This window comes from Stenotrophomonas sp. 10N36, from assembly GCF_056395005.1.
Window position 1 is genome coordinate 99,511 of record NZ_JBFTIS010000005.1, and the last position, 13,007, is coordinate 112,517.

12 protein-coding genes are annotated in these 13,007 nt (G+C 69.1%); 9 read left to right on the plus strand and 3 right to left on the minus strand.

The window, feature by feature from the left end; all coding sequences use genetic code 11:
* The first annotated feature begins 135 nt into the window (after window positions 1-135).
* Genes AC1DCJ_RS07500 through AC1DCJ_RS07525 form a run of 6 tightly spaced genes read left to right on the plus strand, consistent with a single transcriptional unit; the run spans window position 136 to window position 6,986 of the window.
* Window positions 136-825 carry an RDD family protein gene (locus tag AC1DCJ_RS07500; RefSeq protein ID WP_137190718.1) on the plus strand — a complete coding sequence of 230 codons (690 nt, stop codon included), beginning with the start codon at window positions 136-138 and terminating at the stop codon, window positions 823-825.
* A complete protein-coding gene (locus AC1DCJ_RS07505) occupies window positions 822-1,814 on the plus strand; it encodes a stage II sporulation protein M (protein ID WP_463601915.1) in 993 nt (330 codons plus the stop codon). Before AC1DCJ_RS07500 ends, AC1DCJ_RS07505 begins: the two co-directional genes overlap by 4 nt.
* Window positions 1,804-3,429 carry a DUF4129 domain-containing protein gene (locus AC1DCJ_RS07510; protein ID WP_478070574.1) on the plus strand — a complete coding sequence of 542 codons (1,626 nt, stop codon included), beginning with the start codon at window positions 1,804-1,806 and terminating at the stop codon, window positions 3,427-3,429. Before AC1DCJ_RS07505 ends, AC1DCJ_RS07510 begins: the two co-directional genes overlap by 11 nt.
* Window positions 3,426-4,631, plus strand: coding sequence for a DUF4350 domain-containing protein (locus tag AC1DCJ_RS07515; protein WP_478070575.1), 1,206 nt, complete (start codon window positions 3,426-3,428; stop codon window positions 4,629-4,631). The genes AC1DCJ_RS07510 and AC1DCJ_RS07515 overlap by 4 nt, the downstream gene beginning before the upstream one ends.
* Window positions 4,628-5,650, plus strand: coding sequence for an AAA family ATPase (locus AC1DCJ_RS07520; RefSeq protein ID WP_051598689.1), 1,023 nt, complete (start codon window positions 4,628-4,630; stop codon window positions 5,648-5,650). Before AC1DCJ_RS07515 ends, AC1DCJ_RS07520 begins: the two co-directional genes overlap by 4 nt.
* A 37-nt stretch (window positions 5,651-5,687) precedes the next feature.
* Window positions 5,688-6,986: a DUF58 domain-containing protein gene (locus tag AC1DCJ_RS07525; RefSeq protein WP_313424988.1), complete on the plus strand. Its 1,299-nt coding sequence runs from the start codon at window positions 5,688-5,690 to the stop codon at window positions 6,984-6,986.
* Between the two features lie 67 nt (window positions 6,987-7,053).
* Here the strand turns inward: AC1DCJ_RS07525 and AC1DCJ_RS07530 are convergent, their stop codons facing one another.
* The 3 genes from AC1DCJ_RS07530 to AC1DCJ_RS07540 form a co-directional block, all read right to left on the minus strand.
* Window positions 7,054-7,389 (minus strand): hypothetical protein, encoded by a 336-nt coding sequence (locus AC1DCJ_RS07530; RefSeq protein WP_478070576.1) that lies wholly within the window; start codon window positions 7,387-7,389, stop codon window positions 7,054-7,056.
* 326 nt (window positions 7,390-7,715) lie between these two features.
* Window positions 7,716-8,894 (minus strand): glutathionylspermidine synthase family protein, encoded by a 1,179-nt coding sequence (locus AC1DCJ_RS07535; RefSeq protein WP_478070577.1) that lies wholly within the window; start codon window positions 8,892-8,894, stop codon window positions 7,716-7,718.
* 3 nt (window positions 8,895-8,897) lie between these two features.
* Window positions 8,898-9,461 (minus strand): DUF1190 domain-containing protein, encoded by a 564-nt coding sequence (locus AC1DCJ_RS07540; RefSeq protein WP_038685652.1) that lies wholly within the window; start codon window positions 9,459-9,461, stop codon window positions 8,898-8,900.
* 225 nt (window positions 9,462-9,686) lie between these two features.
* Here AC1DCJ_RS07540 and ilvD point away from each other — a divergent pair, with 225 nt between their 5' ends.
* The 3 genes from ilvD (at window position 9,687) to AC1DCJ_RS07555 (ending at window position 12,991) form a co-directional block, all read left to right on the plus strand.
* Window positions 9,687-11,519, plus strand: a complete 1,833-nt coding sequence (gene ilvD / locus AC1DCJ_RS07545; RefSeq protein ID WP_137190888.1) for a dihydroxy-acid dehydratase — start codon at window positions 9,687-9,689, stop codon at window positions 11,517-11,519.
* Window positions 11,520-11,732: 213 nt separating this feature from the next.
* Window positions 11,733-12,323 carry a hypothetical protein gene (locus AC1DCJ_RS07550; protein WP_478070578.1) on the plus strand — a complete coding sequence of 197 codons (591 nt, stop codon included), beginning with the start codon at window positions 11,733-11,735 and terminating at the stop codon, window positions 12,321-12,323.
* A gap of 68 nt (window positions 12,324-12,391) precedes the next feature.
* Window positions 12,392-12,991, plus strand: coding sequence for a hypothetical protein (locus tag AC1DCJ_RS07555; protein WP_478070622.1), 600 nt, complete (start codon window positions 12,392-12,394; stop codon window positions 12,989-12,991).
* Window positions 12,992-13,007: the final 16 nt, after the last annotated feature.

Here is a 13,007-nt window from a genome sequence, read left to right on the forward strand (position 1 = left end):
GCCCCCGGTGCTGGGCATCGGCCCGGCCGCACGGTAAAGTCCACAGCCGACCAGGAAGCAGTCGAGAACCCGCATGCCCCCGCTGGCAGCAGACCGGAGAGGATTCCGGCACATCTTTTCCGGCCCCGTGCGCGCATGAGCGCGACGATGCTGGACACCTACCGTGAAGTGATCACGCCCGAAGGCGTGCCGCTGCACCTGCCGGCCGCCGGTCCGGTGCCGCGTGCGCTGGCGTGGGCGATCGATTTCACCCTCCGCGTCGGCGCGTTGATGATGCTGAGCATTCCGCTGGCCTTCCTCGGCGAGTTCGGCCAAGGCCTCTACCTGGCGCTGATGTTCCTGTTGATGTGGGCCTACACCATCGTGCAGGAAGCGCTGTGGGGCCGCACCGTGGGCAAGCGCGTGCTGGGTCTGCGCGTGGTCGCGCGCGATGGCGCACCGATTGGCTGGATGGCCGCCATCACCCGCAACCTGCTGCGCACCGTGGACATGCTGCCGTTCGGCTACGCGCTGGGCCTGCTGTCGAGTCTGTTCGATGCGCACGGGCGCCGCCTGGGCGACCTGGTGGCCGGCACCGTGGTGATCCACGACAGCGCGCGCCCGGCGCTGGGCAGCGTGCCCATCGACACCGTACTGGCGCCACCGCAACCGTTGCAGCCGGCCGAACAGGCCGCCGTGGTCGCCTTTGCCGAACGTGCCGCGCGGCTGTCGGCCCCGCGCCAGCAGGAACTGGCCGGTATCGTCGCCCCGCTCAGCGGCGGCGGTGGCCAGGTGGGCGTGTTGCGCCTGTATGCGATGGCCAACTGGTTGCTGGGGCGCCGATGAGGCAGGAACAATTCGTCGCCCGCTACCAGCACGAATGGCAGGCGCTGGAGCACTGGCTGGCCACGCGCGGCGACAACCCGCGCAGTGGGCGCGGGCAACCGGCAGCCGACGGGCTCAATGATGAGGACATTCCGCAGCACTACCGGCGCCTGTGCCAGCAGCTCGCGCTGGCCCGCAAGCGCGGCTACAGCCCGCAGCTGGTGGCACGCCTGCAGCTGCTGATGCAGCAGGGCCACCGCCTGCTCTACCGCACCCCACCGCCCCGCTGGCGGCGTGCGCTGGAATTCCTGTTCGCGGATTTTCCGCAGTTGGTGCGCAGCCAGGCGCGCAGCATGTGGGTGGCCACCGCGTTGTTCGTGGTGCCGTTGGTCGGCACCTTCGCGCTCGTGCAGTGGTACCCGCAGTTCATCCACCTGCTGATGGACAACACGCAGATCGCCGCGATGGAGCGCATGTACGACCCGGCCGCACCGCACCTGGGGCGCGACAGCGGCACCGACTGGATGATGTTCGGCTACTACATCATGAACAACATCAGCATCGGCCTGCGCACCTTCGCCAGTGGCCTGCTGGCCGGCGTGGGCACGGTGCTGATCCTGCTGTTCAACGGGCTCACCATCGGCGCGGTGGCCGGCCATCTGCAGCACGTGGGCCACGGCGAACCGTTCTGGCGCTTCGTGGTCGGGCACGGTGCGTTCGAGCTGACCGCGATCGTGATCGCCGGTGGGGCGGGCCTGCAGCTGGGCATGAAACTGCTGGCGCCGGGGCGCAGGCGCCGCATCGATGCCTTGATCGAAGGCGGCGTGATCGGCGCGCGGTTGTGCCTGGGCGTGGCGGCGATGCTGCTGGTGGCCGCGTTCATCGAAGCCTTCTGGTCCTCGATCGCCGAGATCCCCGCGTGGGGCAAGTTCGCCGTGGCCGCGGTGCTGTGGAGCGCGGTGTTTGCCTGGCTGTGGCGTGGTGGGCGTGGGAGCGGGCATGCGCATTGACCAGCTCGACGTAGTGCTGCGCGCACGCAGTGGCTGGGAAGCAGTGGAACTGGGCACGGCACTGGTGCGCCGGCACGCACGCGCGATCTGGGCGCCGATCCTGCTGCTGGGCCTGCCGGTGTTCGCACTGGTCAACGCACTGGCGTGGTGGGCCGATGCATTCGGCTGGGCATGGCTGCTGATGTGGTGGCTCAAGCCGGTGTTCGACCGGCTGGCCCTGTACGTCATGTCGCGCAGCATCTTCGGCGATGCGCCCAGTGCCCTGCAGACCCTGCGCGCACAGCGGCAATGGGGCTGGAGCGGGTTCTGGGGCTACCTGGGCTGGCGCCGTTTCAGCCCACTGCGCGCGCTGTTGCTGCCGGTGAACCTGCTGGAAGGCAACCCGCCCGAGCACCGCGGTGCGCGCCGCCGCGCCATTGCCGGCGGTGCATTCGGGCATGCCGTGCTGCTGGCCGCCACCTGCATGGCCTTCGAGTTGGTGCTGGTGACAGGCTGCATCGCCGCGGTCTTCCTGTTCGTGCCGTTCGAACTGCTGTCCGACTCATGGCGCGCGGCGTGGGCCATGGTGCGCGACGACACCCCCGCCTGGGCCCTGCTCGGACTCAACCTGGTGTGCTGGCTGTCGGCGACCTTGATCGGGCCGTTCTACACCGGCGCCGGCTTCGGGTTGTACTTGAACCGGCGCACCGAGATGGAAGCGTGGGACGTGGAGATCGCCTTCCGGCGCCTGCGCGACCGCCTGCAGCAGGCCGCGCCGCTGCTCGTGCTTGCGCTGGTGCTGGCATGGCCCGGCACGGCCGTGCATGCCCAGCCGGCCGATGCGGATGCGCCCTCGCTGGAGCAGCTGCTGGACGATGCAGAAGCGGAGGCAGAGACGGACACGCGCGACGCCGAACGTCCCACCGCCACCTACGCCAACGACCCGACCAATACCGCCGCAGGCATCTTCGGCGCCGACCCGGTGGACACCGCCGGCTTCCGCCAGGCGGTGCAGCGCGCCTATGAGGATCCGTTGCAAAGCCCCACCCGCCAGGTCAGCCGCTGGGAACGCATCGACCACGATGCCGCCAAGAAAGAAAAGAAGAAACCGGACCCCAAGGACGCCGACACGGCGCGCAAGCGCAAGGGCCCGCTGCTGCCGGCGCAGATCGCCGAATGGATGCTGTGGGGGCTGGTTGGCATCCTGCTGGTGATCCTGGTGGTCACCGCACCGCGCTGGCTGCGCTGGTTGCGTGGCGATGGCGCGCGGCGCCGCGGCACGGTGTCGGCCGTGGTGGAAGATGACATCACCGTGCCGCAGGAGGTCCCACCGGACGCGGCGGCGCGCGCACGCGCCCTGTGGCAACAGGGGCGGCCACGCCAGGCGTTGGCGCTGCTGTATCGCGCCAGTGTGGACTCGATGAGCGAACGGGCGCAGATGGCGCTGCCGCCCGGCGCCACCGAGGCGCAGTGCCTGCGCGTATCGCGGCGCATGCCCGACGCGGCCGACCGCAGCCTGTTCGCGCGTGTCGTGCGCGTGTGGCAGTACGCCGCCTATGCCGGACGACTGCCCGACGATGAGGCTTTCGAGAGCCTGGCCAGCACCCTGCAGCAGCAGTTCCGGTGGCGCGGATGAGCGTGCGCCTGCGCTGGCTGTTGGTGGTGATGGGGCTGCTCGCGATCGGCGTGCCGCTGACGATCCTGTTCCTGCGCTCGCATGAGCGCATCACCGAAACCCAGCACCTGCCCCCGCAGGGCGAAGCCAGCTACAACCCGTTGTACGTGCTGGGGCAGGCCTTGCGCGCCGATGGCATCGAGGTGCATTCGCAGCCGCGCGTGGACCTGACCACGATGGCGCTGCAGCCGCACGACACCCTGGTGCTGCTGCAGGACAGCGCGCTGCTGCCCGCCCCCACCGCCAAGGCGCTGCTGGACTGGGTGGCACGCGGCGGCCACCTGCTGGTGCGCACGCCGCCGATCACCGGTGACGAAGCACTCGAGCGCAATGGGCCGTTGCTGGACGCGCTGGGCGTGGACAGCATCGATGGGGAGGCCGGCTGCCAGCCCTTCCACGTGCGCGATGACCCGCAGCACGTGGAATTCTGTGGCGGCCGCCGCTTCAGCGTGGCACCACCACCGGGCGTCACGCTTGCGCGCAGCTGGGGCGAGCACGACGAAGACAACGAGGCCTACGGGCTGGTGTTCGCCCGCCTGCACCACGGCCAGGGCAGTGTGGACGTGCTGGCCGATATGGAATTCATGAAGGGCCTGGGCCACCCGGCGCCGTCGGACACGCCCAGCGCCAAACAGGGCGACCTGGTCGACGGACTGCACGACAAGGCGCACCGCGACCTCACCCGCTACCTGCTGGCCCCGCGCTATGGCCAGGGCACGATGTGGCTGGTGTACGGCTCGCGCCCGCCCTCGCTGTGGCACCGGATCTTCTACCAGGGCTGGCCGGTGTGGGTGCCGCTGCTGCTGGCCCTGCTGGCCTGGCTGTGGCAGCGCGCGCAGCGCATGGGCAGCCTGTTGCCGTCGCCGGCGATCGAGCGCCGCTCGCTGCTGGAACACGTGCGCGCCAGTGGCGAACACCTGCTGCGATACGGCAAGGCCCCACTGTTGTACGACGCGGTACGCCGTGCGTTCCTGGCACGGCTGCGGCGGCGGGCACCGACGGCCGCCGCGCTCACCGGCGAGGCGCAGGTACAGGCCATCGCCACGTTGCTGCAGTGGCCCCACGGCCGCGTGCAGACCGCCCTGCACGTCCCCGCTTCGCAAGACCTCACCGCGCTGCGCGAGCGCACCCGCCTGCTGATCCAGATGAGAAACCTGCTATGACCGAGTCCATCCAGCCGCCGCCGCTGTCCCCGCCCGACCCCAGCCCGGCCCCGGCCGCGCTGTCCGGCCCCAGCCTGGTTGAACGCGTCGATGCCGTGCGCGACGCGGTCGGCCGCGCGTTCATCGGCCAACCGGAGGTCCTCGACCAGATCCTGATCGCGCTGCTGGCCGGCGGCCACGTGCTGATCGAAGGCGTGCCCGGGCTGGGCAAGACCCTGCTGGTGCGGGCACTGGCCCAGGCGCTGGAGCTCGACTACGGCCGCGTGCAGTTCACCCCTGACCTGATGCCCAGCGACGTCAGCGGGCACGCGGTGTACGACCCCAAGTCGGAGAGCTTCAAGATCCGCCGCGGCCCGGTGTTCACCAACCTGCTGCTGGCCGATGAAATCAACCGTGCCCCGGCCAAGACCCAGTCGGCGCTGCTGGAAGTGATGCAGGAAGGCCAGGTCACCATCGAAGGCAAGGCGTTCGCGCTCACCCCGCCGTTCCTGGCACTGGCCACGCAGAACCCGGTGGAGCAGGAAGGCACCTACCCGTTGCCCGAGGCGCAGCTGGACCGGTTCCTGCTCAAGGTGTTGATCGACTACCCGCAGCTGGAAGACGAGAAGCGCATGGTGGACGCGATCACCACCGGGCGCAGCGCGGCCGACTTCGACCTGTCGCAGGTGCCGCGCGTGCTCACCGCCGCCGAGGTGGTGGCGCTGCAGCAGGCCACCGCCGCGATTACCGTGGATCCGGAAGTGATCGACTACGCGGTGCGGATCGTGGCCGCCACGCGCCAGTGGCCGGGCATCGCGCTGGGCGCCGGTCCGCGCGGCAGCATCGCGCTGGTGCGTGCGGCGCGCGCGCAGGCGGTGCTGGCCGGTCGCGATTTCGTCACCCCCGATGACGTGCGCGATATCGCCAAGCCGGCGCTGCGCCACCGCATCGCGCTGGCCCCGGAACTGCAGATCGAAGGGCAAAGTGCCGACGATGCGCTTGAAGCGTTGCTGGCCAAGGTGGAAGCACCGCGCAAATGAGGTCCTGCCGCGCCATTGACGCCTGGGGGCTGCGCCGATGAGGCCAGCGCCGTTGCTGCTGGTGTTGCTGCTGGCCTGGAGCCTGCTCGGGCTGCCGGTGGCGTTCGGGCTGTGGCCGCGCTGGAGCTGGGCCGCCGCCGGCGCTGCAATCGCGGTGCTGGCGCTGGTGGATCTGTTGCGGCTGTGGCGGCAGCCCTCGCCCAGCATCCAGCGCGACATGCCCGAGGCGTTGGCCTTGAACGTGGCACGGCCGGTCACGCTGCGGCTGGAATCGAGCCTGCGCCAGCGCGTGGAGGTGTTCGACCTGGCACCGGGCCAATGGACGCTGCAGGGTCTGCCGCGCCGGCTCACGCTCAAGCCGATGGTGGCCAGCAGTTTCCAGTACACCGTGACCCCCACCGCGCGCGGCCGTTTCGAGCTGGACGGTGTGCACCTGCGCGTGCATGCGCCGTGGCGGTTGTGGTGGCAGCGGCGTACGTTGCCGCCCGCGCTGAGCGTGCGGGTGTACCCCAACTTCGCCCCGCTGACCCGCTTTGCGCTGTTCAGTGCCGAACAGGCCTCGCGGCTGGTCGGCGCACACCTGAAGCGTCGCCGTGGCGAAGGCACCGATTTCCATCAGATGCGCGAGTACCGCATCGGTGACAGCCTGCGCCAGATCGACTGGAAGGCGACCTCGCGCGCGCGCAAGCTGATTTCGCGCGAGTACCAGGACGAGAAGAACCAGCAGCTGATGCTGATGATCGACACCGGCCGGCGCATGATGGCCAGCGAAGGTGGGTTGTCGCATTTCGACCACGTGCTCAACGCCTCGCTGGTGGTGTCCTACCTGGCGCTGCGCCAGGGCGACGGCGTGGGCCTGTTTGCCAGCGGCGGCGACAGCCGCTGGGTGGCACCGCAGCGCGGCATGGGCGCCATCGATGCACTGCTGCGCGCCAGCTACGACCTGCAGGCGCGACCGGTCGCCACCGATTACCTGGCCGCCGCCACCGAACTCACCCTGCGCCAACGGCGGCGTTCACTGGTGATGCTGGTCACCAACGTCCGCGACGAAGACATCGAAGACCTGCTGGCCGCGGTGCGGCTGCTGCAACGCCAGCATTTGGTATGCGTGGCCAGCCTGCGCGAACGCGAGCTGGACGACGCGCTGGACCAGCCGGTGGACACCCTGCAGGACGCCACCCAGGCCGGCGCCATTGCGCGTTACCTGCAGCAGCGCAGCGACGCCCACGAGGCCCTGCGCAGCCATCGGGTGATGGTGTTGGACGTCACCGCCGATGCATTGCCCGGCGCGCTGGTGGAGCGGTATCTGGCGGTCAAGCGCGACGGGTTGTTGTAGGCCACGACCGTTGGTCGTGGCGGACGGTACATCGGCGCGCATGCATGTACCGACCAACGGTCGGTACCTACCGGATCGCGTTGGCCTTGGCGATCAGACGGGCGGTGGCCTTCTGCAGCAGCACGCGGTTGCGCGCCAGTTTCATCCACTGCGGCAGGCGCGAGAACATTGACCCATTGGCGATACCGGTGCTCTCGCGCAGCGACGCAGTAGCGTAGTCGTGCAGTGCCTGTAGGTGAGCCGCGTTGTATGCCCACAGCAAGCCGGCGGCCGTCTTCTCAACCAATAGCAGCGACATGCCGAAATGCGGGTCGACCGCTTCGCTGCCGCGGACCTGCACTACGCTGACGGTGACATCGCTGCTGCGTCCACATTGGGCGCAGTTCGCCGCAAGGGATTTCATTGGCGGCGAGGCCACCTTGCGTGTCGCTGCGGCACTCACCCACTGATGGCCACAGTAGCCACAGGGACGCCGGCCGCTGTAACGCACCGGCCCCACCCAGTCGCCAGGCCCGCAGCGGCTGCAACCGCAGCCACCGTCCAGCGCAACGCTGCAGTTCAGGCACCGAAAGCTGGCGGCTTTCTCCTGTCTGATCACCCATCCAGGCGATTGGCAGCGGTGGCAGCGTACCGCCACCCGATCCGCGTACCGCCATAGACCATGCCCATCATCCAGATGCCGGCCGGCCAACGGGCGGCCGCGCAGATCGCGACGGTAAATCATGGCCATCAGAGGTAGATACGCGTCGGCGCTTCGTCGATGATCGCGTGCGGCACGAAGCGCGCGCTGTCGCGGGTGATGCGGCTGTTGTCTTCGCGGATGCCCAGGCCGCAGGCCTGGTCGCCCACCACCCAGCTACCCACCAGCGGGTAACCGCCGTCGAACGCGGTGAGCGGGTGCGCGGCCTGGCGGATCGCCGGGCCGGTGTACGGGCCTTCGCTCTCCTGCCAGCTGCCATCGGCCAGGTGCATGGCCACGTTGGCGCCTTCGCGCGAGAACAACGGCTTGCGCACCCAGCCACGCGGCAGTTCACTGCCATCGTCGAACTCGGCCGGCAGCAGGTTGGGGTGGCCGCGGTGGCGCTGCCACAACAACGGCAGCACGCCCTTGTTGCTCAGGATCGCTTTCCACGCCGGTTCCAGCAACTGCACGCCCGACCCGGGCAAGGCCTGGCCGAACGACTCGGTCATCAGGTCTTCCAGCGGGTACAGCTTGAACAGGCTGCCAATGACGGTGTCATCCATCGCGGTGAAGCGGCCGTCTTCGGACAACCCGATGTCCTCGATCGCGATCGCCTCGCCGCGCAGGCCGGCCTGGGCCGCGCAATCGCGCAGGTAGGCCACCGTGCCCTGGTCTTCCTCCGAGCTGCCCACCGCGCTGAAGTACAGCGGCGGCGGCAACTGCGCGGACAGCTGTGCAAAGCGGTCCACCAACGCCTCGTGGATCGCGTTGAACTGGTCGGCGTGCGGCGGCAGGCGGTTCTGGTTGCGCTGGTCTTCCAGCCACTGCCACTGGAAGAACGAGGCCTCGAACAGCGACGTGGGCGTGTCGTAATTGAGCTCGTAGAGCTTGGCCGGGCCCGTGCCGTCGTAGGCAAAGTCCAGGCGCCCATACAGGTGCGGCTCACCACGGCGCCAGCTGTCGGCGATCCAGTCGCGGAACGCCGGCGGGATGGCCAGCTGGTCCATCAGCTGTTCGCTGCCCACCACCTCGTCCACCAACCCCATTGCCATGGCGTGCAGCTCGGCGCTGGGGTCTTCGATGTCCTGCTCGATCTGGCGCAGGGTGAAGGCGTAATACGCGGTTTCATCCCAATACGGCAGGCCGTCGATGGTGTGGAAGCGGAAGCCGGATTCCTCGGCCCGGGCGCGCCATTGGCTGCGCTCGGCAATACGGACACGCTGCATCGATCAGCCGCCGACGCTGCTGCGGCCGCTGCTGGTGCTGCCGAAGCCACCACGGCTGGCGGTCACGGCGCGGTTGGGGGTGGCGTTTACCGGGGCCAGGCCGGCCTTGCCGGCGCCGATGCCGCTGGCGGTGTTCAAGCCGCCGCTGCCACCCGGTGCCGGGCGTGCCCAGCCCTTGGCCTTGTCCTGGTAGGCCGGGCTGGCCGCCGGGGCCTGGGCCAGGCCGGCGCCGCGGTTGCCGAGCATCTGCGACATGAAGAAGCCCATCATCATCGGGCCGATGAACGAGTGGCCGGTGGAGGTCTTCTGTTCCACGCACTGCTCGGCGTTGTACTCGGCTTCGCATTCGGCACGCGAGGCGTACTTGGGCGCCGCATCGGCCGACTGCTTCTTCGCCTCGGCAAAGGCGGTGCGGCAGCTGGACGGGTCACCGGTGGCTTCGGTACAGGCCTCCACCGAGGTGTACAGCCCTTCCTGCGTCTGGACGCCGGCGTCCTTCTGGCAGGCGGTGAACAGCAGCGGTGCGGCGCTCATCAACAGCAGCGCGGTGGTCCTGGAACGTTTCATGGCGTCATGCCCCCTAGTGCGGTTATCGGTTCAATCATGCCTCATCGGGCCGAACAACCAAAACCGGCAAAGCCGGGAAGATGAATGGCATTTCAGAAATCCGTTGCGGGAGGTGGCCCGCCCTGCGCACGGGCGGCACGCGCTTGGTTGCAAACGCAACCGGAATTTTTCGGCAGAATCGAGGTGAAACGCGCCCCCACGGCCCGCCAGATCCTGCCAGCCACCATGCCTGAATACCGCTCCCGCACCTCCACCGCCGGCCGCAACATGGCCGGCGCCCGCGCCCTGTGGCGCGCCACCGGCATGACCGATGGCGACTTCCACAAGCCGATCATCGCCATCGCCAACTCCTTCACCCAGTTCGTGCCCGGCCACGTGCACCTCAAGGACCTGGGGCAGCTGGTGGCGCGCGAGATCGAGCAGGTGGGCGGCGTTGCCAAGGAGTTCAACACCATCGCGGTGGATGACGGCATCGCCATGGGCCACGACGGCATGCTGTATTCGCTGCCGAGCCGCGAGATCATCGCCGACTCGGTGGAGTACATGGTCAACGCGCACTGCGCCGATGCGCTGGTGTGCATTTCCAACTGCGACAAGATCACCCCCGGCATGCTGATGGCCGCGTTGCGCCTGAACATCCCGGTGGTGTTCGTGTCCGGCGGCCCGATGGAAGCCGGCAAGACGCGCTTGTCCGAGCACAAGCTGGACCTGGTGGACGCGATGGTGATTGCCGCCGACGAAAGCGCCAGCGACGAGAAGGTCGCCGAGTACGAGCGCAGCGCCTGCCCCACCTGCGGGTCGTGTTCGGGCATGTTCACCGCCAACTCGATGAACTGCCTGACCGAAGCACTGGGGCTGTCGCTGCCGGGCAACGGCTCCACGCTGGCCACCCACGCCGACCGCGAGCAGCTGTTCCGTCGTGCCGGGCGCCTGATCGTGGAGCTGTGCCATCGCTGGTACGGCGGCGAGGATGCCAACGCGCTGCCGCGCACCATCGCCAGCGTGGCTGCGTTCGAAAACGCGATGACCCTGGACATCGCCATGGGCGGTTCCACCAACACCATCCTGCACCTGCTGGCGGCCGCGCAGGAAGCGGAGGTCGACTTCGACCTGCATGCCATCGACGCGCTGTCGCGGCGCGTGCCACAGCTGTGCAAGGTGGCCCCGAACACGCCGAAGTACCACATGGAAGACGTGCACCGCGCCGGCGGCGTGTACGGCATCCTGGGCGAACTGGCGCGCGGTGGGCTGCTGCATACCGACGTGCCCACCGTGCACAGCCGCAGCCTGGCCGACGCGATCGCGCGTTGGGATGTGGCCGTGAGCGACGATGACAAGGTGCACGACTTCTTCCGTGCCGGTCCGGCAGGCATTCCCACCCAGGTGGCCTTCAGCCAGGCCACGCGCTGGCCCACGCTGGACGTGGACCGCGCCGACGGCTGCATCCGCAGCGTCGCCCATGCCTACTCGGCCGAAGGCGGGCTGGCCGTGCTGCGCGGCAACCTGGCCGTGGACGGGTGCGTCGTCAAGACCGCCGGCGTGGATGAGTCCATCCACGTTTTTGAAGGGCGCGCACGCGTGTTCGAAAGCCAGGACGCGGCGGTGGCCGGCATCCTCGCCGATCAGGTGGTGGCCGGCGACGTGGTGGTGATCCGCTATGAAGGCCCGAAGGGGGGGCCGGGCATGCAGGAAATGCTGTACCCGACCAGCTACCTGAAATCCAAGGGCCTGGGCAAGCAGTGCGCGCTGCTCACCGACGGGCGCTTTTCCGGCGGCACCTCCGGGCTGTCGATCGGCCACGCCTCGCCCGAGGCCGCGGCCGGCGGCGTGATCGGGCTGGTGCAGGAAGGCGACCGCATCCGCATCGACATCCCCGCACGCCGCATCGACCTGCTGGTCGATGACGCCACGCTGGCCGCACGCCGCACCGCGCAGGACGCGCTGGGCTGGGCGCCGCGCGACGCACGCCCGCGCAAGGTCACCGGCGCGCTGAAGGCCTACGCGCTGCTGGCCACCAGTGCCGACAAGGGCGCGGTGCGCGATTTGTCGAAGCTGTAACCGGCATCTATCGCACACCCCGGTAGTGCCGGCCGCTGGCCGGCAGCCGCACACCCGTAGTACCGGGCTCTGCCCGGCAGCGTTTGCCTGGCTGGGGAGCCGGCCAGCGGCCGGCACTACCGATCCGCGTTGGCATGGCCAACGGTGACCGTTGCCCATGCGGGAACCGCACGCAGCCTTCATACTTGGCGTCCTTCACACATGGACGTGACGATGCGGCTGACTCGATGCCTGATGTTTCTTGCGCTGTCTGGCGCTTCCGCTCCGCTGCTGGCGGCCGAATGCAGCGTGGCCAACCGCGACGCGGTGCTTGCCCTGCCCCTGCAGGTGTTCGACGGTGATCCAGATGCCGGCTGGCGGCCGCTGGCCGACCGGCCGGGCTGTTCGCTGGAGACCGCCGACCTCATCGCCGACTACCGTCGCCAGCAGCCCAAGGCAGCCGGCGACCGACCGTTGATCTGGCGCGAAGCGCAGCTGCGCGCACTGGGCGGGCAACGCGACCCGGCCAGTGCGCTGATGCGCACCACCTACAAACCGGCGCACGCCGATGTAGGCGGCTGGAATGCGTATGTGGACGCCACCATCGCCTTCCTGGACGACGACCTGCCCGCGTTGAAGCAGGCGCGGGCGCGGTTGGCCGCGCTGCCGCCGCCACCGGGCCGCATGGTCCGCAATGGGATGGTGCAGGTGGAGGCCGAGCAGGTGCCCTGGCCGCCGCGCTTGCCGGTGGTGGATGCGTTGGTGCGCTGCATGTACCAGCCGTATGCGTTGGCCTATGAGGCGTGTCCGGCCGCGTCGGAGTGAGCAACGGCTTGACCCGATGCGCGCTGCTGGCAAACACTTCGGTGATGGTTCTGCACAAGGAGGTGACGATGCGTGCTGTTCGCTGTCTGCTTGCACTGGCCGTTTCGGCCGTTGCACTTCCCGCTCTTGCCGACGACTGCGTGGTCGATCGGGCCGCGCTGCTGGCGTTGTCGCCGGATGCGTTCGACCAGGATCTGACCGGCGGCTGGCGACCGATGGCGGAGAGGCCGGGATGCCAGCTGCCCGTTGCGGACCTGATTGCCGCCTACCGTGCGCAGCCCAAGGCTGCGGGCAACACCACGTTGATCTGGCACGAAGCGCAGGTGCGCGCGGAGGCCGGGCAGGATGCGCAGGCCGTGGCGCTGATGCGCCAGACCTACAAGCCCGCCCCCGATGCCGGGGGCTGGAATCCCTACGTGGATGCCAGCATCGCGCTGATCGAGAAGAACAAGCCTGCGCTGGTTTCGGCCCGCGCGGCGCTGGCAGCCGTGCCAGCACCCCCGGAGGCGAACGTCAAGGACGGGTTCTTTTCATTCACCCTGCCCAGCGGCGAAACGATGAAGGTGGCCTGGCCGCCCAACCTCGACGTGGTGGATGCCTTTGTCCGCTGCTTCGACAAGCCCTACCGCGATGCCTACGGGATGGCCTGCCGCACCCCGGGCGGGTAACGCCGGGGTGTGTGAA